General features: G+C 40.2%; 19 protein-coding genes. 2 read left to right on the forward strand and 17 right to left on the reverse strand.

Translation table 11 applies throughout. From position 1 onward, the window contains the following. Positions 1–238 precede the first annotated feature (238 nt). From apt to L2735_RS05825, 5 genes are all read right to left on the reverse strand, one after another. Positions 239–790 carry an adenine phosphoribosyltransferase gene (gene apt, locus L2735_RS05805; protein WP_194945092.1) on the reverse strand — a complete coding sequence of 184 codons (552 nt, stop codon included), beginning with the start codon at positions 788–790 and terminating at the stop codon, positions 239–241. A gap of 158 nt (positions 791–948) precedes the next feature. Then, the gene (locus L2735_RS05810) at positions 949–1314 is read right to left on the reverse strand and encodes a YbaN family protein (RefSeq protein WP_248983811.1); all 366 of its coding nucleotides are present in this window, start codon (positions 1312–1314) and stop codon (positions 949–951) included. Positions 1315–1649: 335 nt separating this feature from the next. Beyond that, the gene (locus tag L2735_RS05815; RefSeq protein ID WP_248983812.1) at positions 1650–2411 is read right to left on the reverse strand and encodes an HvfC family RiPP maturation protein; all 762 of its coding nucleotides are present in this window, start codon (positions 2409–2411) and stop codon (positions 1650–1652) included. After that, positions 2411–3250, reverse strand: coding sequence for an HvfB family MNIO-type RiPP peptide maturase (locus L2735_RS05820; protein ID WP_248983813.1), 840 nt, complete (start codon positions 3248–3250; stop codon positions 2411–2413). The genes L2735_RS05815 and L2735_RS05820 overlap by 1 nt, the downstream gene beginning before the upstream one ends. 144 nt (positions 3251–3394) lie before the next feature. Then, positions 3395–3802 carry an HvfA family oxazolone/thioamide-modified RiPP metallophore gene (locus L2735_RS05825; protein WP_248983814.1) on the reverse strand — a complete coding sequence of 136 codons (408 nt, stop codon included), beginning with the start codon at positions 3800–3802 and terminating at the stop codon, positions 3395–3397. 314 nt (positions 3803–4116) lie between these two features. On the opposite strand from L2735_RS05825, the gene L2735_RS05830 reads away from it, so the two are divergent. Further along, positions 4117–5064 carry a tRNA-dihydrouridine synthase gene (locus L2735_RS05830; RefSeq protein ID WP_248983913.1) on the forward strand — a complete coding sequence of 316 codons (948 nt, stop codon included), beginning with the start codon at positions 4117–4119 and terminating at the stop codon, positions 5062–5064. Positions 5065–5218: 154 nt separating this feature from the next. Beyond that, the gene (locus tag L2735_RS05835) at positions 5219–5587 is read left to right on the forward strand and encodes a TraR/DksA family transcriptional regulator (RefSeq protein ID WP_248983815.1); all 369 of its coding nucleotides are present in this window, start codon (positions 5219–5221) and stop codon (positions 5585–5587) included. Positions 5588–5719: 132 nt separating this feature from the next. Here L2735_RS05835 and L2735_RS05840 read toward each other — a convergent pair whose 3' ends face one another. From L2735_RS05840 to iscU, 12 genes are all read right to left on the reverse strand, one after another. Beyond that, on the reverse strand, positions 5720–8368 hold the full coding sequence (locus tag L2735_RS05840; protein ID WP_248983816.1) for a TonB-dependent receptor: 2649 nt from the start codon (positions 8366–8368) through the stop codon (positions 5720–5722). Between the two features lie 460 nt (positions 8369–8828). Then, complete coding sequence (locus L2735_RS05845) at positions 8829–11594, reverse strand: TonB-dependent receptor (protein ID WP_248983817.1); 2766 nt, start codon at positions 11592–11594, stop codon at positions 8829–8831. 728 nt (positions 11595–12322) lie between these two features. Further along, complete coding sequence (gene ndk / locus L2735_RS05850; protein WP_055024661.1) at positions 12323–12754, reverse strand: nucleoside-diphosphate kinase; 432 nt, start codon at positions 12752–12754, stop codon at positions 12323–12325. Positions 12755–12962: 208 nt separating this feature from the next. Next, on the reverse strand, positions 12963–13610 hold the full coding sequence (locus L2735_RS05855) for a TetR/AcrR family transcriptional regulator (RefSeq protein WP_248983818.1): 648 nt from the start codon (positions 13608–13610) through the stop codon (positions 12963–12965). Positions 13611–13877: 267 nt separating this feature from the next. Then, positions 13878–16922: an Lcl domain-containing protein gene (locus L2735_RS05860; RefSeq protein WP_248983819.1), complete on the reverse strand. Its 3045-nt coding sequence runs from the start codon at positions 16920–16922 to the stop codon at positions 13878–13880. 95 nt (positions 16923–17017) lie between these two features. Then, complete coding sequence (locus L2735_RS05865) at positions 17018–18409, reverse strand: sensor histidine kinase (protein WP_248983820.1); 1392 nt, start codon at positions 18407–18409, stop codon at positions 17018–17020. After that, positions 18406–19086 (reverse strand): response regulator transcription factor, encoded by a 681-nt coding sequence (locus L2735_RS05870; protein WP_248983821.1) that lies wholly within the window; start codon positions 19084–19086, stop codon positions 18406–18408. The genes L2735_RS05865 and L2735_RS05870 overlap by 4 nt, the downstream gene beginning before the upstream one ends. 559 nt (positions 19087–19645) lie before the next feature. After that, positions 19646–19984 carry an ISC system 2Fe-2S type ferredoxin gene (gene fdx, locus L2735_RS05875; RefSeq protein WP_153916606.1) on the reverse strand — a complete coding sequence of 113 codons (339 nt, stop codon included), beginning with the start codon at positions 19982–19984 and terminating at the stop codon, positions 19646–19648. 8 nt (positions 19985–19992) lie between these two features. Further along, on the reverse strand, positions 19993–21855 hold the full coding sequence (gene hscA / locus L2735_RS05880; protein ID WP_248983822.1) for a Fe-S protein assembly chaperone HscA: 1863 nt from the start codon (positions 21853–21855) through the stop codon (positions 19993–19995). A gap of 76 nt (positions 21856–21931) precedes the next feature. Then, positions 21932–22456, reverse strand: coding sequence for a co-chaperone HscB (gene hscB / locus L2735_RS05885; RefSeq protein ID WP_248983823.1), 525 nt, complete (start codon positions 22454–22456; stop codon positions 21932–21934). Between the two features lie 48 nt (positions 22457–22504). Beyond that, positions 22505–22828 (reverse strand): iron-sulfur cluster assembly protein IscA, encoded by a 324-nt coding sequence (gene iscA / locus L2735_RS05890; RefSeq protein ID WP_102526361.1) that lies wholly within the window; start codon positions 22826–22828, stop codon positions 22505–22507. 13 nt (positions 22829–22841) lie between these two features. After that, complete coding sequence (iscU, locus tag L2735_RS05895; RefSeq protein WP_102526360.1) at positions 22842–23225, reverse strand: Fe-S cluster assembly scaffold IscU; 384 nt, start codon at positions 23223–23225, stop codon at positions 22842–22844. Positions 23226–23250: the final 25 nt, after the last annotated feature.

Raw genomic sequence — 23250 nt, forward strand, 5'->3', positions numbered from 1 at the left:
CAATAACATGCAAGTGAAAGACACGCTATTGATACGCTATTTAACGAGCGGGTTTGGCGAAGATTTAGACTAACTTAATCGCTATACGCTAATTAAGTTGGATGAACCTAAATTAGCGAATAAGAACGGCTCAGATAATGACAAAAATACAGGTTCGATTAAACAGCAGGCATAAAAAAGCAGCGCTAAATGGTCTTCATTTATGCACTGCCCTTAATAGCTATATTTTGGCTAAGGATTACTCGCCTTCGAACTCACATAAGGTCAAGATTTCAATGCCTAATGCTTCAATGCGTTTCTCGCCGCCAATATCAGGCAGTGAAATAACAAAAGCAGCATGAGCAACGTCACCACCGAGTTCACGAATTAACTTAACCGTAGCTTCGATAGTACCGCCAGTTGCTAGCAAATCATCAACGACTAATACTTTGTCACCTGGTTTGATGGCGTCGACATGAATTTCTAAGGTGTCTTTGCCGTATTCAAGATCGTATGTTTGTGCAATGGTCTTTCTTGGTAATTTGCCTGGCTTACGAACAGGAACAAAACCAATACCTAACTCAAGGGCTAATGGCGCACCAAATAAAAAACCACGAGCTTCGGTTCCAACAACTTTGGTGAATCCAAGCGACTTATAGTGGTCAACGAATAAAGCGATAGTGGCTTTATATGCTTCTGCATCTTCTAATAAGCTAGTGACATCGCGAAACATGATGCCTGGAATTGGATAATCAGGAATGGCTTTAATGCTGTCTTTGATTAACGCTAAACTTGCTGGATTCATAGTCATATTGATTTGTCTATTTAAAAAGGAATGGATTAATAGCCACTATGGCAATTCAGATTAAACTGAAATTGTAAAAATAGTATCTGGCATATCACTCGATTTGGCTGATAGTAAGCATGTTTGATGACAGTTGCAACTAACGAGCAAAATACCAGCAACTTTTAATCTAACTCTGGGATCTGCCACATAAAAAGTAATAAAGCACATAACATACAAATTAACATTATCTGTACCCACAATAACGGCACAATAGCGATACTCACCACAAAACTCAGTGTGGTCATTATCATGGCTTTGCGTTTTAACTTCTTATTCATTGAACGCTTATTTTGCCAATCGTTTAACCCTTGGGAAAACCATGGATGTGTCATTAACCAATTATGAAGTCGGTCACTTGAACGGGCAAAGCAATAAGCTGCAAGTAAGATAAAAGGCACGGTTGGCAGTAATGGCACTACAATACCAATGGTACCTAGCGTGACACTGGTTAAACCAACAATGACGAAAAAGCCGCGTTTTAACGACATAACACTCCAAGCAAAATCAAAAAAACCATTCAATAGAATGGTTTTTGGGTAACCGATGCTATCAAAAATAGGTCGGTATAATAACTGAGATTAACAGTTAAATTAAGCCTGCAAGTCTCAAAGCTGAAATAGAAGCTGGTAATGTAGGTAAAAGCAAAACAAGGATAAAACCAATAAAATACAAAATGTTAAATGGGTCTTTAAACGGCTGACTCATGTTATTTGATTCCTAAGAGTAATGTTAACCACCTTCTGGCAGCGTGAACTAGATCACAAAATTCGCGCTATTGTAAGTAAAAAGGTTGCCAATAAAAACCCTAAAATAACTGTGCCATTTATTCTGTTGTATCAGTTTGGTTTAAGCTGCAAATAATGCCCTTTTCAGCCAATTGCTGCAGCATTTGCAAGCAGCCATTTGATAAAGCCTCCGCACTCATCTGAGGGTAAGCATTTTGTAGCCAAGCAATAATATCACTCAAGTAGCAAGTTTCAGCTTGGTTAATAAACGCCAACACTTGCGCTGTTAATGGGTTCAGTTGTAAAAACACCACTTCATCAGTGTCGTCTCGATAAACGCAAAAGCTGTGTGGCTGCTCACTAGGTTCTGTAGGTTGATAATCAACACTAATATGTTGAACCTCATAATGATATTGCGTCACCGTCGCTTTAACCGACATGGTTAATGGCAATTCGGTGATCATGTCACTTGATATAGGCAACTCATTTTCATTATCAAAAACAGTGGCGATATATAACTCAAGCCACTCGTAATGTGCCAGTTCGACCATAAATGGCGGATCGTAATCCAGTGGCTGATAACTGGTTTGTAAAAACGCAATGAACTCTTGGGAGATCTCGATAAAGATTGGCGTTTTACAATCGAAACTGACAAAGAATTGTTGAATTAATTTAAGCCAAGCATCCTCAGTGTATAAGGATTTTAATACAGGAAAAGCACTAGAAACAAAGCCATTAATATTATTGAAAAATAGCTCCCGATACACAGTCATCCGCTCGGCGCTCATACCTTCAGGTAATGGGTTGCTGGGATCGCGAATGTAGTCCATAAACGACTGTTGAGTGTCAATAAAAGTCATTAAGCACTCCTTGTCTTTAAAGAAGCTATCGCTTGCTGTTGATATTGATGAATTTGATTTATTTCTAATAACAATTCTGGCGTTTCTGGGATATTGAAATCACGCTCTAACAGAGTAGGAAATACACCGTGTTGTTGATAGCTCTGTTGCAGTAATGCCCACACAGGATCAATAACATCCGCGCCGTGGGTATCAACCATTAATTCTGGTGTTTCTTGGTAATGCCCAGCAATGTGCATATATTCTATACGCTCTGTTGGCATTGACGCTAAAAATTTTGCGGCATCATATTGGTGATTAATTGAGTTCACATAGATATTATTTACATCCAGCAGTAATTTACAGTCGGCCTCACTAAGCACTGCATTAACAAACTCTTGTTCATTCATTTGCGCGCCAGGCGCTGCATAAAATGACACATTTTCAAGAATAAATGGTCTTTCTAGAATATCTTCGACTTGCTTTATCCGCTTAGCAACATAGCTCACAGCTTCTTGGGTGAAAGGAATAGGCATTAAATCATACATGTGACCAGTGCCTGAGCAGTAGCTTAAATGCTCTGAATAAATTTCAATTTGGTGCAAATCGAGAAAGGCTTTAATGTTTTTCACAAACTCGGTATCAAGAGGCTCTGGACTACCAATGGATAAAGACAAGCCATGACAGAAAAACTCGTGCTGCTCAGTTAATTGTCTAAACTGCTTACCAAACTTTCCGCCTAGGGTCATCCAGTTTTCAGGCGCCACTTCAAAGAAGTTGATTTCGTCAGGCACCTGCTGACAAAACTCGTCAAGCATCTCTCGGCGTAAACCCAGTCCCACTGTTGCTTGCTTTGCCATTACAACACTCCGTTTGTTACTTTTTATCAATTAAAAAGGCCTGCAAAACAGGCCTTATTTGACGACATATTGTTAGCTATTACCTTATATATCAATAAGCTTTAAAGGTTGCTAGCAAATTATCAGTAAGCTATTAAAAATAGATTACTTGCTACCGCCACATTTGCCTTCGCCACACTTACCTTCTTTAGCTTTACCTTCGGCAGCTTTTTTCATGTCGCCACCACACTTACCTTCACCACATTTTCCTTCTTTGGCTTTTTTCATGTCGCCGCCACACTTACCTTCACCGCATTTGCCTTCTGTGGCTTTTTTCATATCGCCGCCACACTTACCTTCACCACATTTTCCTTCAGTGGCTTTTTTATCACCGCCACATTTACCTTCACCGCACTTACCTTCTTTAGATTTGCTTTCGCCACCATCAAGTTGATAACCGGCATTCATTTGTTCAAAGCCAAATGGGTTAGCTTCAACTGAAGTTGAAACACCTGCAGTTAATACCACTGCACCTAAAGCCATTGCTACTGTAGTTTGTTTTACTGAGTTCATAATAATCTTCCTTATATTCAAACTTTATAATGGTGACCAACAACTAACAGTGCTGGCTTACAATTTAATAGACCTACAACTGTTTACTTTTATTTCACAAAAATTGATCTAAATCATAATTATTTTCAGAAATTCTTGCTAGAAAGCCAAGGTTATTTGTAACCATAGTGTAAAATATTGATGTATCAACATGATATTTAAGATTAATATTACTTTTTCAACTTATTTGTATTTTTTCATTGGTTCGAAATGAATTTGTATAAAAAGCTAAAGTCGCTAGAATGGCGCTCCTTTTATTTACAACAGGTTCAGCCGTGCGCGTAGTATTAGCTCCAATGGAAGGCGTCATTGATGATTTGATGCGAGAAATATTGTCTGAAATTAACCCATATGACCTGGTGGTTACCGAGTTTGTACGCGTTATTAGTCAACTGCTTCCCGAAAAGGTGTACTACAAACTGTGTCCTGAATTGCGTAATGGTGGTTTCACCGCGTCTGGCACTCCAGTCCGTATCCAATTACTGGGGCAACACCCAAGTGTAATGGCAGAAAACGCGCAGCGCGCCGTTGAATTGGGTTCTCAAGGTGTCGATGCCAACTTTGGCTGCCCAGCAAAAATGGTTAACCGTAGTAATGGCGGCGCAGTGTTATTGCAATACCCAGATACTATTCATGACATTGTTAAAGCCATGCGCGATGCCGTACCCGCCGAGCAACCTGTCACTGCCAAAATTCGCTTAGGTTTTGAAGATAAATCGTTATTTATGGAAAATGCGTTAGCCGTATATGAAGCCGGCGCCACTGAGCTCGCTATTCATGCACGCAGTAAAGTAGACGGTTACAAACCTCCAGCTTATTGGGAGTACATCACAGAGGTACGTGAACGCTTACCTATCCCGGTGATTGCCAATGGTGAAATTTGGAATGCTGATGACGCTAAACGCTGCATGGAAGTGACAGGTTGTGACAATATCATGCTTGGGCGCGGCGCAATTTCCCTACCCAACTTAGCTGCAACCATTAAAGATGGCACAGCGGCTTATACATGGTCGCAAACCTTGAGCTTATTACTCAGTTACACTCAAAAACAACTTAATGGTAAAAAATCGGATTATTACCCAGCTCGAGTGAAACAGTGGTTCACCTACCTCAATAAGCAATATCCAGAAGCTGATGTCCTGTTTAGAGAGTTGAGAGTCATGAAAACCACAGATGATATCGTGGCTATTTTAGAAAAAGCTTATGACCAACATAATCGATAAATAGTTGCGTTGAATCAAATTTAGGTTTCATTTTAAATAAAGCTTAATGTTCGTTAGCTAAAATGAAGCCTTGGTTTGATCTCCATCATAACAATAGTATCGTTTCGCGTTAGACTACATATCCAGTAAAGCAATTAAGTCATTAGGCCCTTTTGTGAGCACTCAAGAGATACAACAAACATTAATGCAAAAAGAAGCACAACTTAAATATGAGTTGGTGCATCAACTTAACCAGCAGGTTAATGTGAATAGTGCAGCTCAAATTCACTTTAACATGAGCTTGGCTGAGCTCATTGAATTAATGAGTCAACAAAAACTAACCGACAGCCCTCTATTTAGTCAACTCACTCGATTAGATGCAGCACTTTGCCAACTTGAACTTGGCCTATATGGCTTATGTTCCGATTGTGAGTCTGAAATTGAACCTGATAGATTAGCTGCAGATCCAACAGAACAACGTTGCGCCCACTGCGATGAAAAACACCGTAACGAACACCGCCAAGAACTGCGTTTAAGCCACTAAATTTCACCTCAAATTTTTCCCAGCGAAAATTCCTCATTTAATGCAGTCCTCTATTTCTTTTTAAACTAATTTTTAACCATAAAAAAACCTCCGACTAGCGGAGGTTTTTAGTTTTAAACTATGACATTAAGTTTAGAACTTTTGATTTATACGAACATAGTAAGTACGACCTAAAACATCATATAGGTTTGTGTTTACGTCGCGGTAATCAGCATAGTTATAAAACGTCGGTGCTTCTTCATCCAGTAAGTTGTTAACACCCACTGTAACAGAACCATTCATTGAATGATTGTAAGCAAATTGAACATTATGCTTGAAGTAAGAACTGTAATCAGCGTATGCATCATAATCGTATAGATCACGATAGTATTGAGCTGACTGACTGCCGATATAAACTGTTGACCAAGCTGCTGAGTAATCATCGTAATTCCAGCTAAATGCTAGGTTGCCACGCAAATCAGGAGTGTCCTGTAAACCAGCATAATCGACTAATTCAGCTTCTTCATTTGTCTGCTCCTTAAAATCAAGAATGTGAGACAAATCAGCTTTAATTCTGAAATCACCAACCGATGTTTCAAAATTATAAGCAGTCACAAAATCAATACCTGAAGTTTCTACAGTTGCCATGTTTCGGTAACCAGACTCCATGTATAAAATTTTACCTGTTGATGGATCACGAATAATTGACTCAGATGAACCATCACGAAGTTCATCACGTAACAGGTCATCAACACTGACTGCTTCAATTTTATTATCATATGTGATTGAGTAATAAGAAAGCTCGATGTTCCATGCATCGGTTACGTTCCAAACACCGCCGACAGTGAACGAGTTACCTTCTTCAGCCTCAAGGCCACTGTAGCCACCAAACCATGTTTTATGCTGCTGATTCGGATCACAGTATGTTTCATCATTATTACCCGGAGTATTACACCACTTATTGTCTAATGCATCTTCAAAGCTTAACGCTTGAGAAGAAAACATTTCGCCCATGTTTGGTGCACGGAATGAGTCACCATAACTTGCACGTAGCAATAATGAATCAACAGGACGCCAACTTACACCTAACTTTGGTACTACCGCATCAAAAGTAGAAGAGTTAACAACAACACCTTCAGGGCCTGATAATTGGCCTTCTTGCTCATAGCGCTCATAACGAACCGCTGCGGAAATTTCAAAATCAGCAGGAAGCCCAACTTGGAACTCTAAATAACCCGCTGTACGATCACGAGTTGCATCTACGTCATCACCACCTGAACCGCCAGAAATGATACCTGCTGCTGATTCAGGATCTGACATTTGTTTGAAATCAATCATTTCATATTCAGCACCTACAACCATAGCAACTGTCACATTATCACCGTCAAGTAATAGTGTAGAAACTAAGCCATCAACTTGCGTACTTTCAAACTTACCTTGGTAAACACCTGTATGAGCAGCAGCAGAGTACAACTGCGTCATTTGTGAGTTCCAATCATTATATGACATTCCAGTAGTGTTAAAGATGTCATATTCACCAGAATCGATTTCACGTTGAACAATACTGTCATTAACTAAGTTATAGTTGAAAGAATTTGTTGTAGAGTGAGAGTTCTGAACATTGAATTCCCAATCAATGCCATTACCAACATCAGCAAAACCAACAAGGCCTGCCAAAATGTCAAAGTTATTTGTTTCAGTTAACGTATCACGTTCGCCAATTTGTACAGAACGCATATAAACAGTGATATCTTCCCCACCGTTTGCTGCATAAGGGTTATATGGATTATCAGCCGACATTACTGGGAAATTGGTTGAAACAGGTGTACCAGCATAACGTGTGTTTGTTTCAGCAAGAGAAGCGGAAGCACGACCACGGAATTGAATATCATCTGTAATATCGTAACTAAAGTTAGAAAGCACAGAATCACGAGAAACATCACCAAATAATTTTGTTACAGCACCAAAACTGTATAAACAACGACCATCTGCTATACCCACAGTATTCTCTACTTCGCCGCATAGAGCACTATTATCAACCCAACCTGAGTCAGATGCTCCATTTGGTACAGAACTGAATGAACTGTAAGCATTATATGTAGGATCATCCATACGCCAGATATCACGATCCATTACCGAATCGGCTTCGTAGTGCTCGTAAGTTAGGGTAATATTACCTTTATCAGTGTTATAACCCGTTGCAATAGAATAACGTGTCGCATCACCACCTTCTACTTCAGGCATTTCATGGCTTAAATCAATTGAAACGCCGTCAAACTCTTTTTTAGTAATGATGTTAATTACACCAGCAACGGCATCTGAACCGTAAACGGCAGAAGCACCATCACGTAATATTTCAATACGTTCAACAATCGACATAGGAATTGATGAGGTATCTGCTTCTGCACCAGAACTTGAGCTGGTTCCAGGTAAACGACGACCATCTAATAATACTAATGTAGCCGACGATCCTAAACCACGAAGGTTTACGCTACTTGTAGAACTTGCACCTGAACCAAAACCAGATGTACCACGCCATGAACCAAAGCTGTTGATTGCTGAGTTATTCAATACATCAGCTACCGTTTTTTCACCGGTCATTGCGATAGCCGCGGCATCGATGACAGTAACAGGTGAAACTGTTTCCATATCCACTTGCTTGATACGTGAACCTGTTACTTCAATTCTTTCTACTTTTTCTGCTTCTTCAGCAAATGCTACACCTGAAAAAGCTACCGATGCTGCTGTAGCAGCCAAAATACTGCGACGAATCGCCTTAGCTGTTAACGTTAATGAACTCATGTAAATCTCCCTGAATGTTAGTTTTGCTAACACATTGACTTTTTATTGTTTTATTTGGTTAAACCTAAGTTAATAACCTCAACCTGATACTGTTAAAACAAAACAAATCATTCAACATCGGAAACACAAATTTAACCCACCAAGAACAAACTGATACAAAGCAAAGCTGCTGCACTCAAAGAATAAAAAGTAAAAAGCAAAATAATCAAAAACTTAGGTTTGCTGCGTATAAAACCAAAGCCAAAGCAATATTCAGGGATACAAAAACAAACAGAGGTTACAAAACAGTTAAGCCGCCATAGCAAAATGAAACATTTTAAGAGGGTAAACAATTAAGGCTAGAAAACTGACGTTCAATACAGTAAAAAAAAATCATAATTCTATGTGAAAAACAAAAATCCCAGCCGATATATACCGACTGGGATTTTACTAACGAGTTTATTTAAATATTAAATTTTACTTAGAACTTCACACTTGCACGAACGAAGAAGTAACGACCTAGTACATCATAAGTGTATGGATCAGTATTTGAATCGTTGTTACCTGTGTAGTAAGGAGGCTCTTCATCTAATACGTTGTTCACACCACCAGACAATCTAACTGTTTCATTGATATCGTAAGATGCTGAGATATCGTGGTAAACAATTGAATCAACAGAAGGTGCATAACAGTCACTTGGGTCATCTTTACATGCGAATGAATCCATACCGTCAATGTAACGAGCTTCATAAGTCGCTGACCAATCGTCACCTGATGCAGTTAAGTTAAAGTTAGTCTTTAACTCAGCGTATGCACCAACACCACCTGTGATGTAGCCAGTGTAATCAACCGCGTTACCGTCTTGGTCGAATTCTTCATATGTATCTAGGATAGACGTATCAAGACCAGCTCTCCAATCTAGACCTAAAGCATCAAAAGTATAAGCAATGTTGATATCGAAGCCTGAAGTATTTGTTTCACCAATGTTTTGTAAACCATTATCAAATGCAATACGACCAGTGTTATCGATAGAGATATTAGCTGATTGACAAAGCGCTGTACCTTCATTGATTTTGTTACCGTTTGCATCTAAACACTGATTAGCAACATAATTAGAATCAACTGAAGTAATAGTATTTGTAATTGCAATATCATAGTAATCAACAGTTAAAGATAAACCATCAACGTAGCTTGGAGAATATACTAAACCAAGAGTCGTGATATCAGCTTCTTCTGGAGTCAGGAGCTCATTACCACCTACAGTGACTTCTGCTTGAGTTTGCTCAGTTGCTGGATGAACAATTTGATCAAATGATGGAGACTTACCGCCGTAAAGCTCAGATACAGTTGGAGCACGGAATGCTGTAGATTGCACACCACGAAGCATTAAATCATCATATAATCGCCAAGTTAAACCTAACTTCCAAGTAGTATCGTCACCAAAAGTGCTGTAATCGAAATAACGAATCGCGGCGCTTAAATCAACTTGATCAAGTAAAGGGATATCGCTGATTAGTGGAATAGCAAGCTCAACATAAGCTTCATTTACATCAAATGAACCAGCAGTCGCTTCTACACGTGGGTCATTTGCAAGACCTTGAGCAGTTAACGAATCAGGCGTGTAGTAAGCAGACTCTTTACGGAATTCATAACCAGCAGCAAATGCCATAGTACCAGCAGGTAAATCTACGATATCACCAGATAGTGAAAGCGCAGCAATATCTAACTCACTTCCACCCGAATTAACTTCAGTGTAAATAAATGGAGCAATGCTATCGCCCATCCAAGAAGATTGTAAGAATGGGTCAAAATCGCCTTCTAGTACAGCATCGTTGATAGAACCAATATTGTGTAGGTTAGCTAATGTATCAACTGAGTCGTTCTTACCTTTGTTGTAAGAAGCATCCCAGGTCCAACCATTGTCGAACTCACCTTCAAAGCCTGCAACTAAACGTATAGTATCAACAACCTGAGAAAAATCACGAGAACCAGACTCAACCATGCGACGACCGTAACTTAACTCTTCACCTGGTTGAACCCAAGGAAGTAGATCATCAGTCATAAAGCCACCTGCAGACATTGGCTTGTATTCCCAAGGAGAACCATTCCAAATTGGCTGAGGCGCCATTTGTTGATCAGACCAACGCTTAGAGTACATTGCTTCAGAGAAAAACATAACGTTATCTGAAAGCTCGTAAGTACCAGCAAAACTTAGGTTTAAACGCTCCATCGGCGTAGATAAGAAGCTGTCTTTAGCGTAGTTGTAACGGTCATCGTTTGTAAATTCGTGGTAATCACCACCTTTACCACTTAAATCTGCTTCTGATTTACCATCGAAGTATTCAAATTTAGGTTTTCCTTCACCATCGTCGATGTATTGACCATACTCGCCAGCATCGCCAATAATGCTAATTGGGTTTCCTTCTTCATCTTGACCACTCTTGGTCATGTTATGAAGGTAATCTCCCCAAATGTGGCCACCTTCAGAGTATGCACTACCAGCACAATATAGGCCGTCATCACCTTCAGCAATAGGACAATCAGAGAAGTCACGGTCTGCTTGACTTGCATCACCACGCTTAGTGTACTGAGCGTTAATTACAACATTACCTTTATCAAAGGTATTGCCCATAGTGAAATCAATGCTTGATTCGTCAGCGTCACCTTGACCAGACAAACCAGTTTGAACGTTTAGTTCAAAACCATCGAAATCACGCTTTAAAATAACGTTTACCACACCCGCAATAGCGTCAGTACCGTAAACAGCTGAAGCGCCATCTTTAAGTACTTCTACACGTTGGATCATAGAAACTGGAATAGTGTTTAAATCGACTGAAGATGCTGCGCCTGTACCAGATGCAATCATACGACGGCCATTAACAAGTACTAGTGTACGGTTTGAACCTAGACCACGTAAGTTAACGCGTGCATTACCGCCTGAACCGTTATTCACAGCAGCGTTTGTCATTGCGCCACCAGAAGATGTCATCTTCTGTAGTACGTCATCGATAGAAGTTGCACCTGAAGCGATGATAGCTGATGCATCAATTACGCTTACTGGGCTAGCAGTTTCCATATCGGTACGTTTAATACGTGAACCCGTTACTGCAATTCTTTCTACTTTTTCAGCTTGTGCTTCTTCAGCGATAACACTTCCTGAAAAAACTGAACCTGTTGCGACAGTTGTTGCTGCTATTGTCAAAAAGCCACGGCGGATTGCCTTAGCTGTTAAAGATAATGAACTCATTATAAACTCCCTTCGTCATAATCAAACATAAAGTCACGACGTTATATTTTTTGTTTTTAGGTTAATATTTTAATCAACCGAGAGCATTATTGTTAAATAAAATGACAATAGTCAACATCTATTACAAATTAACAACCAAGCACAAGACCTCTGATACAACTTCAACCTTAACATGTGTTAATATTTTGTTAAAACAATAAAAAACAACCGCTTAGAAAAATACAACATCACAAAGTTAAATATAATAACGAATTATGTAAACCATAAGTTAATGGTAACATTAAATTAGATCAAATATTAAACTGGCAGGCCAAGTTGATTAAAATACAAGTTAAGATATAGATCTTAAAACCTTAAGAAATTAACAAAAAATCAACTTAAGTAACAGCTTTTAATTGGAAAATAATTTTTAAATCACAATAAAATTAATAATTAGAAGTTGAACTTGCTTATTATTTAACAATTAAGCGACATTCAGTCAGGTTTGAAAAGAGTAATTACTCAAGCTGATTAGAAGAGAATTGCATTTTCAGCTGCTAGAAAAGGAATACTTATTCACATATTGTGATGAGAAAATCTCGGTTTCATTGGAAGCACAAAGAAAGATCTATCTTTAAAATGGCTATAAGTTCGGAATAGGGTTGGAATAGAAGTACGAAACGTTATCAGCAATTTTTAGGCACAAAAAAGGAGCCATTAGGCTCCTTTTAACATAATTCAATTAAGAATTAACGAGTGCGTGCACATAACTCTTCAGCACTGAAGAAGTAAGCAACTTCACGCTCAGCAGATGCTACAGAATCAGAACCGTGAGCAGCGTTCTCATCAATGCTTTCTGCGAAATCAGCACGGATAGTACCTTCAGCAGCTTCAGCAGGATTAGTAGCACCTAAGATTTCACGGTGAGCTAGAACAGCGTTTTCGCCTTCAAGCGTTTGAACCATGATAGGACCAGAAGTCATGAATGCAACTAAAGCACCGAAGAAAGGACGCTCGCTGTGCTCAGCATAGAAGCCTTCAGCTTGCTCTTTGCTTAAGTGAACCATTTTAGCAGCGATGATTTTCAGGCCAGCAGTTTCAAAACGGTTGTAGATAGCGCCAATGTGGTTTTTTGCAACAGCATCAGGCTTAATGATAGAAAAAGTACGTTCGATAGCCATGAAAAGCTTCCTTCTTGATATAGGGTTTTAAATTCGCGCGGATTATACGAAATTTACGTCAGCATGCATAGGGTTAATAGCATCACATAATCAAAATGTCATCATGTGACTTAGGTTCTGCGAAAATTGTGATTAACCTCAAGCTGTTCTGCACTATATAAAGTGAGCTTATTTGATATGTTTCAGTTTCAGCAGCCAGATTGTTTGACTAGAGCTCACTGAAGCATGGCTTTAAATAGTTAACTAACATTTTAGGCAGTTGCTCAACAAAACTTGCTTGCGACATCGAACAAGCGATTGCTGGGGTAAGGTTTGGATATAATATCTTATCAAGTAAGCCATTTATCATCATATATATCACCATATCAGCAGCATGTTGCTTCATAGAGTCTGACTTTTGACTGCTTTTATGAGTGAATTTTAATAATAAATTAGATAGGCGACTGTATGCTTCATTTCTATCGAGTGTGGGATTGGCAAATATCGTGTCTGAGTGCAACCTCGCGTTTAAATGGATGGTTCTAAAGACACTTTTTCTCGCATCAAGAAACATGTGAGTCGATTCGCACAATATCGTGACTTGCTCTTCAAGTGATGAACACTCTAGAGCTTCCATCTCCTCAATCCACTCACCGAGTTCTTTTCCGAAAGCATCATACAATAGTGGCAATAAGGCTTCCTTATTCTCAAACCTTCTATAAAAAGTGCCTACAGACACCCCCGCGCCTTCAGCTAACTCTTTTATACTGATGTGTTCGAAGTACTTTACTTGCAGGGCATTTTGTAATGATTCGAGAAACTTATCATGGGTTTCTTGACTGCGTTTTTGTTTTGGACGTAAATCGGGTACTGACATTGACTATTCCATTCAAAATCAAAGGTTCGGATAACTCATCGCATCATACAAGTTATCAAAGGCAAACTCTAACTCAAACTCAAATTAGCACTATAAGCAATATAATCTCTAGTAAGCAGTAAACCTTAAAAAAGTGTCTACAGCGGACTCGCTCTAATACATAAAAAAGCAATGGCCTGCTGCCATTGCTTCCTTTATACACTTGAGCAGTTATGTGTTTACTCGCTAAAAGAAATCGGTTTTAACTTTATGCTGCATCGTGCCATTTTATAAATGTGAACCATTTTTATCTTCACCAAGCAGTATCAAATTCGGGTTACTGGTGTAGTCTGGGTGTTGTTGCCAATTACTTTCATCAACAATCCACGGCTGTAAGCAAGTTCTATCGGTAACACAAGGATCAGTTAGTGCATCCATGAACTCGACTACGGTATTAGATTGATCGATGTTGATATCGATTTCTGGCGCTGGTGAATTAGAAGTTGTTTCATCAAAACTTTGACGGAACAAAAAGCGAGTATTGTCGAACGCATAAGGATTCATGTTGTTATAAACCTGCTCACAACTCTCGCCATATTTACTCATGATATCCACTACCGAAGTTAGCTCACAGTACTCAGCATTACCTATTTCATTGAATGAAGCATTAGCATTAAGTATGGTGCTGATCCCGAGTAAATTATTCATCGCACCACCTGGGTTTCCATACACATCCATCACTTGAGTCAATGTCGATAAGGCGCCGTTGTGCATATAAGGCCCCGTCACGGCAACGTTAAGCAGCGGCGAAGTACGAAAATGATACGCATCTCCTATATCACCCGTTACATTCTGACGTCCGAAATCACTCCCTGTGACAAACTGGTTGTCATCACCATTCCCTGGACCAACTTGACCTAAGCCAATGGCATGAAACTCTTCATCGGTAAAATTATCACCTGAGTGGCACTGACTACAGGCTGCTCCGCCTTCATCGCCAGCGGTCATAAACAAAACAGCACCCACTTTTTGGTCAAAGCTTAAGCTGTTGATATCTTTATTCGCTTCACCTCGAAGCGCTCCCACATATTCTTTCCACGGGTTATCAGCGAAAACCATCGACTCTTCAAATGCTGCTAATGCTTCTGCAATCCTATCGAAGGTAATGGTATTACTACCAAAAGCGCTTAGGAATAACTCTTCCCACTGATTATCGCCAACAAATCGTTCAGCTAACATGTCTCGATAAGCCTGATTACTCGTTCCAAGAGGCTCATCGCCACGCATCTCGTTATGGGTAATGGTTGGGAAACGCGATTGTGCATTTGCTAAAGAAGCGCCTGATGGAATGTTGATATCTGCAGTACTTGTATTGGCGGAATCAGGCGTAATAATTCCTGCGTCAGTTCCTCTAGCACCTGGTGTGTTTGACACACTTTCTACTCTAGCATCCCAAAACAAGCCACGATCCATCAACCCTAGATTAAATATTGTCGGCGCGTTACGGCCAATGACAGGATAACCATCAAGCTCGTCTGCATCACTACCATTAAAGTAACGACCAGAACCCAGTAAGTTGGGCTTAAAGTCATGGAATACATCGACTGCGTCATAACCCACAGGCCAAGATAAATTATCACCACCGCCAAGCACCGGATGGTGACAAGATGCACAGGCTGTATCGTATTCGCCACTTAAGCGTTTAGAGTAAAATAATGCTTTACCTAATTGGGCTTTGGCGTCATTGATGTTAGGTAAATCGCGGCCAACGGTTGGATCGCCCGTTAAGCCTTGTTCATTAATCAGCACTTGAGCGTGAACATCAACAGGTTCCATGCTGCCAGATACCGTACCTAAACCATCATCACTGATGATGCCCTCTCCTTCTTGAATATCAACCTCAGCAAGCTGTAAATCGTCAATGCCAGAACGTACTACTCTCACTAACATTGCATCGCTTCGGCCTTTAAACCAATTTAACCCTGTTTTGAAATTAATAAACCAAGAATCCTGTGAAAACTCAATCATAGGTGATGAGCTCCAAGTGTATTCCTGAGTTGTTGAAGGGAAGATATTCAAATTAATCGCCGGTGAAACGGTATTGAAATCAATCAGGGAAAATAACTCTTTATTGTTAGGCAAGCGCCAGTCACTATGACCTGCTAAATCATGACTTTGCGCATAAGCTAACGCATCGCCCCAATCCATAGCTTCAGCAGTACCGCCATCACAGAGCGTGCCATCCAGTCCTGCAACACACTGAGCCCACATGAGTCCAGTGGCTAAATCTGTAACCGTTCCATCTTCATTAACGGTATAGCGCTCATCTGGCGTTTCTTGCATGCTGCTCGATGTTGAAACAGGATCAATGATCCTAACTAAACGTAATGCTGCAGATTGATAACGTTGAATATTTTTATTATTACCAAATACATACTGAAAAGCCCAAGCATAAAACTCCCCATGCTCGCCGCGATATGGCATCGAGCTCCAGTAAAAATCACTGACGGTATTAGGAAAGTAATCATTATCAATTTTAGTTGAACGACTTGAAGCACCAAAATGTGCGATTGACATCAAATGGCTGTTAGTTGGAACACGCCAGTCACTGTAGCCACAAAGGTTTTCTTCGTTAGTTGTTATTATTAAGCCATTCCAGTCGTCGTAATAATCACCTTCTCGCTCGGCATCCTGTCTTTCAAGTGCAGTGAGCCCACCCCAACGATAGGTATTTCCAGCATCACGTACACCGCCATCTCGGGTTTTTACTTCCCACATTAATCCGGTGCGGTTATCACGTACACAAGACCAAGGAGCCGAGTTGTAATTTCCACTGCCACTATACTCAGAGCCATCAGCATTAATACGAGTAAAGTCGAAGCCATTTGCTCCATTTGAATCTGAATCTGCCGCAGCGCTTCGGCCTTGACTACAATCTTGATCAAGAGGAGTTACATTATCACTAGCAGTAATAGTGGTGCTGCAATCACTGCCGTTTCTATCATAATCTGAACCAAAACCTATCCCAGTATCATTCAGTGCAGCCATACCAAGGTTGAAATCTTGTGGCGGTTCTTCACTGCCATCTTCTCCTGTTCCTCCTCCATTATCTTCGCCTTCATCATCTTCACCTTCATCACCACTGTCGTCATCGCCTTTATCTCCATCACCATCTGAGCCGCCAGTATCACCGCCTGTATCAGGAATAGTGGTTTCATCATTTTCAATTGTTGTACTGTCGCTATCACTACCTCCGCAGCCCAACAATAAGAAAGTAAATATCGCAGAACAAAGAATACGAAGTGTGCTTTTAGTTTTTTGTTTGATTATCACAGTCCAGCTCCAATAAGTTGTTAACTTTTTGGTATCTTAAACTTGCAAAGATGAGCGGAAGATGAGCATGGGTTTGAAACCAATAATAAAGAGGGTTAATTGCGAAGCTTTAGACTCATATGTAACTGTTCGCCGTGAAGCTCTGCGCTGAGCTCAAGAGATAAAGCTTGTGCTGCGGTATAGGCAATTGATAAACCTAAGCCGACATGTTTGCTATCCGTTCTAGCTTCGTCTTTGCGCCACAGTCGGTCAAACATAGTACTTAAATCATCACGACTAAGATTGGGAGCATCATTTACCACACGAATAACAGCATCACGACTTTCACTGTCGATACTTATTTTACTATTTGTCGGAGCGTATTCAGCGGCATTACTGATTAGGTTTGAAATAATAACCCGTAGCAATCTTGGGTCACTTTTAATGATAAAGTCATGTTTCACTAACTGATTAGTGGCCAAATTTCGCTCTTGCATTTGGCTGGTGTACAACGACAGGCATTCAGCAACTAGATCGGCGATATTAACGTCTTCAGACAAGGTTTGTGCACCAGAATTTCCGATTCGCGCTAAAGACAACAAACTATCGATAGTCTGTTGCAGCTGCGCCGCAGATTCTGCAATGTAGTGAAAATCCTCAGTAGAAGATTGCTCAGGCCATTTTAAAGCCACTTCACTCGTGGTTCGCATTGCTGCCAATGGCGTACGTAGTTCATGGGCTAAATCATTGTTAAACTGACGTTCTCGAGAAAAGCTTTGTTCTAATCTCGCCAATAGCTGATTTAATCGGGCGACAAGCGGCGTAATTTCAACTGGAATATCTGTTTCAATGAGCCGATTATGTAATGAACCAGCTTCAACATTAGCAACTTGTTCAGACAAGTTCTGTATAGGAATTAACGCTCTTTTAATCGCAAAGACGAGTATTGCTGATAGTAAACCACAAAAAAATACCCCACCTACAATCAATTGTATTGAGAAAGCAGTTAATCGCTGATTGATATCATCTTGATTGATAGCAACAGAAACATCTAATGCAGGTCTTCTTGGACCGCCTTTTAATGAAAACGAATGGACCCGAATGTCACCGCCAAAACTTAACTGACTATCGAACTCAATACCATCATTACTGCTTGCAGTTTCTAGAGCATGGGAACGAGGCAACTGCTCACTGCCTAAACTAGCTGATTTACGTAGTGTTTGACCATTTTCATTCCACGTTTGAAGGTAATAGCCACTTTCTACATCATTAAGTTTTAATACCGTGCTAGCAGCAAAATCTTGTTCTATGGCTGCTGCTGGACCAAAACGAGCAGCAGGTCTCATCAAAGTTAGCTTCATGATACGAGAGAACTCATTGAGCTCGTTATTAAGGTTGGCTTTCAATCTTCGCTGTTCTGTAAAATATAAGGTTGAGCCAGCTAATATAGCAACAATGACAAAGCCAGGAACAAGCCAAAGCAGCAACTTGCAGCGAATACTCTTCATGGTTTTTGCGCACTGATCATATAACCCATTCCTCTACGAGTATGGATAAGCGGCGGGTTAGTTTTAGAAACACTAATGGCTTTTCTTAATGCACAGATAGCAGTATCTACAACATTACTGGTTGGAGAAACTTGTTCGTCATAAATGTGGTGCTCTATTTGAGTTCGGGAAATAACGCTATCAGCGTGTAGCATCAAGTACTCTAATAAGGCATATAATTGAGAAGGTAACACAATGGGTTGTTCTGCTCGTAACACCGTTTTTGCTGATCTATCTAAAACAAGATCGGCAACCATTAGCTTAGGTGAACGATGTTGATATTTACGCCTTGCTAAGGCTTCAACTCTCGCGATAAGTTCTTCAATAGCAAAAGACTTAACTAAATAATCATCAGCACCTAAGCGTAAACCCGCGACCCTATCTTCGATTGAGTCTTTGGCCGTGAGAAACAACACCGGCGTTTCATTATTGACTTCGCGAAGCTGCTTAAGCACTTCGCGACCATCCAAACCAGGCAACATAATATCGAGAATGATGACATCATAGTCATTCTCAAGCGCCATCCATAAGCCTTCTTGGCCATCGCCTGTAGCATCAACTGCAAACCCTGAAGCTTTTAGGGCTTTAACCACTGGTCGACGTAATGCTTCAGAATCTTCGACCAACAATAACTTCATATAACCCCACTTTAAAAGTTGAATATTAAGACAATAAATACAATTAAATCAGAGCGACAAACTCAATGACATAATCATACTAAAGATAACATGAGCAGAAGATTAACATCCAAATTATTCTCCCTCTTTCCTTTTTAATTAAACTATAGATGTGTCATAAAAATGATTAACAAATCAGTTTGCCTGCGTCTCTGCCGGTATAGTTTGGTAAATATCCTTTTCCCATAATGTGATGTTAAGGTTCAGCCATTATTGAGTTAGCAGGTTTAGGCCAGATGCCTCAATTTGAAGATTATGACGCTTTCTTTTCATAAAGCAGTAAATTAATCGATTACGAAAGATAACTATTGTTCGGCGCTAGATCGTATACATATAAAAAAGGGAATAACATCACTGTTATTCCCTTTTTAAATATTCTAACGAAGATATTTTTTATACTAAGGTTCTTTTTATAAAATAATTTCTAGAAATAATCTCTAGATAATAAACCCTTAGAGATTCCCCATAGAAGATGACCCTAGAAGATAACCCATAGAAAAGAGTCTCGTTAAACTTATCTCTAGTGGTCTTCAGAAACCATATTGACAGTGTACTTAGGAATATCAATCACTAAGTCACAGTCGACAACTTTAGCTTGGCAAGACAGACGACTCTCAGGCTCTAAACCCCATGCTTTATCTAGCATGTCATCTTCTAGCTCATCACTTTCTTCAAGTTGGTCAAAACCTTCACGCACAATACAATGACACGTAGTACATGCATTTGATTTCTCACAGGCGTGTTCAATGTGGATGCCATTTTTTAATGCTACATCTAAAATGGTTTCGCCTACTTCGGCTTCAACAACTGCTCCATCTGGACACAGCTCTTCATGTGGTAAAAAAACTAACTGTGGCATTTCATCACCTATATATTATCGACAGACTGACCTTTCAGCGCTGCTCGAATTGAATTATCCATACGACGATTAGCAAACTCTTGAGTTTGTGCATCCAATGCTTCAATCGCTTTTTCAATAGCGTCGGTATCCTCACCCTGAGCAGTTAATTGTAACTGCTCAATGGCGGCGTTAATCTCTGCTTGCTCTTGCGGATTAAGTAAGTCGGCATCTTTGGCCAATGCAGCACTCAAGGTTTCAACCACTCTTGAGGCTTCAACTTGTTGCTCAGCTAACATACGACGAGTGATATCATCTTTTGCATGCTTCATTGAATCTTTTAGCATAGTGGCAATTTCGGTATCAGATAACCCAAATGATGGCTTAACCTGAATCGTCGTTTTCACTTCAGTAGACTTTTCCATTGCCGTAACACTGAGTAAACCATCAGCATCGACTTGGAATGTTACTCGAATATGTGCAGCACCCGCTGCTAATGCAGGTATGCCATTAAGGGTAAAGCGAGCAAGAGAGCGACAATCATCAACTAACTCACGTTCGCCTTGAACAACATGAAAAGCCATTGCTGTTTGGCCGTCTTTAAATGTTGTGAACTCTTGTGCTCTGGCAACCGGGATAGTCGTGTTACGAGTGACGACTTTTTCAATCAATCCGCCCATGGTTTCGATACCAAGAGAAAGCGGGATCACATCCAGTAATAACAAATCTGATTCAGGTTTATTACCGACTAAAATGTCCGCTTGAATCGCTGCGCCAATGGCAACAACACGATCTGGATCGATTGAAGTCAGAGGTGTCTTTTTAAAGAAGTTCTCGACTTGCTCACGCACTAATGGGACGCGAGTAGAACCGCCAACCATTACCGTTTCAATGATCTCATCAGCAGTGACATCTGCATCACGTATTGTGCGGCGACAACTTGCTATCGTCTTTTTAACCAGAGAGCTAATTAATGACTCAAATTCAGCTTTTGTCACTTCAGCATTAACAGTATCACCGTTTTCAAGCGTGATAGATGCTGTACAGGTATCAAGTGTTGTTAGCTGCTCTTTAACTCGACGCGATTCAATTAATAACTGACGCGATAAAGAAGCTGACAATTCAGTCAGTCCAAGTGTTTGTTGTAAATGCGCTTGTAACAGGTGGTCAAAATCATCGCCGCCTAATGCAGAGTCGCCACCTGTAGCTAATACTTCAAATACGCCACGATTCAGACGTAAAATTGAAATATCAAATGTGCCGCCGCCCAAATCATAGATGGCAATAACGCCCTCTTGTTTGGTATCTAATCCATAAGCAATGGCTGCAGCAGTAGGTTCGTTTAATAAACGTAATACTTTAACGCCCAATAACTCTGCAGCATCTTTAGTGCCTTGGCGCTGCGCATCATCAAAATAAGCTGGTACGGTAATTACCACACCTTCTAAATCGCCGCCCAATGTTTTTTCAGCGCGAGTGATAAGTGGCTTAAGAATTTCTGCAGATACTTGTACCGGATTTACCGCACCATTTGCAGTATTGAAAATAGGTAAACCATTTTCACTGGCTGTTAATTCATAGGGAAGTTGATGCTCACCTGATTGAATATCGGCAAGGCTTCGGCCCATAAAACGCTTCACTGAAACTATGGTATTTTTGGGATCTTGAGCAGACTTAACTTGCGCAGCGGCGCCAGTTTCGATGCTATCCACACCGTAATGGACTACTGAAGGTAAAGAATGCTGATTGTCATCATCAGGTAAAGTTAATGCTTCACCACTTCTGACAGCCGCAACTAATGAATTTGTTGTACCTAGGTCGATACCCACGGCAAGGCGATGCTGATGGGGCGCGGCGCTTTGACCGGGCTCAGCGATTTGAAAAAGGGCCATAGTATTCCAATTGTTTAGTAATCAACATTCATCTAATAGAAATAATAAAACGCTGTTATAAAAACAGCGCAATTGATTAGTCTAGTAATGAATCTTCAATTCTTGCGAGTTCATCCTGCAATTTTGCCATAAATTTTAGCTTTCTAATTTGATCCGCTGCAGAAAAATTATTTTCTTCAGTATCAACTGCTAATAATTGCGCAAGTAATTGCGAAAGTGTCTTTTCAAAGTCAGCAAATGACTGATACAAATCATCAATTGATTCATCAGCTTGTTGACTGTCTTTGATATCTTCAAGGGATTCACGCCATTCCATTTGCTGCATTAAAAAAGCAGTATCTTTAACTGTTGTAGTTTCGTGGCTTATGTCGATTCCACGTAAACTCAGCATGTGCTCTGCACGTCTTAATGGATTTTTTAGCGTTTGATAACCGTCATTAACCTGCGCAGTACGCTGCACAGAAAGCAACTTTTGTTGCTCAGACTCGTTAGCAAATTTATCGGGATGAACCGCCCTTTGCAGCTCGCGGTAGCGCTCTGCAAGATTGGCGGTGTCGATATCAAAGGAAGGTGTTATTTGAAATAATTCAAAGTAATTCATTGGCAGATATCATGCTCTTTGTTGGTAAATTTGAGCGAAGCTCCACTGCTAAACAGTAAAGCTTTCACCACAACCGCATTCACCTTTGGCATTAGGGTTGTTAAATTGGAATCCTTCGTTAAGGCCCTCTTTAACAAAATCTAATTCAATGCCTTGAAGATAGATGAAGCTTTTTGCATCAATAATGATGTTAACGCCTTCAATTTCAAAAACGTCATCATCGTCATTTGCTTCATCAACAAACTCAAGCACGTAAGCCATACCAGAACAGCCAGATGTTCTTAACCCTAGGCGTAAACCCAAGCCTTTTCCTCGATTAACTAGGAAAGATTTCACTCGTTCAGCCGCAGCTGGGGTCATTGTTATTGCCATCTTAACTCCGGTATTACTTGTCTTGCTTTGATTTGTACTCATCTAATGCTGCTTTAATAGCGTCTTCGGCTAAAATAGAGCAATGGATTTTAACAGGCGGTAATGCAAGTTCTTCAGCAATGTCAGCATTCTTAATCGTTGCTGCTTCATCAACACTTTTACCTTTAACCCACTCAGTTACCAGTGAGCTAGAAGCGATTGCGCTACCACAGCCATAAGTTTTGAATTTAGCATCTTCAATGATACCGTCTTCGCCGATTTTTAGTTGAAGCTTCATCACGTCACCACATGCTGGTGCGCCAACCATACCTGTTACCACTGAAGGATCATTCTTATCAAATGAACCCACGTTACGTGGATTTTCATAATGTTCGATTACTTTTTCGCTGTAAGCCATAACAATTCTGCTCCGTTTATCGCTA

The organism is Shewanella olleyana (assembly GCF_023283825.1).
Lineage (GTDB): Bacteria > Pseudomonadota > Gammaproteobacteria > Enterobacterales > Shewanellaceae > Shewanella > Shewanella olleyana.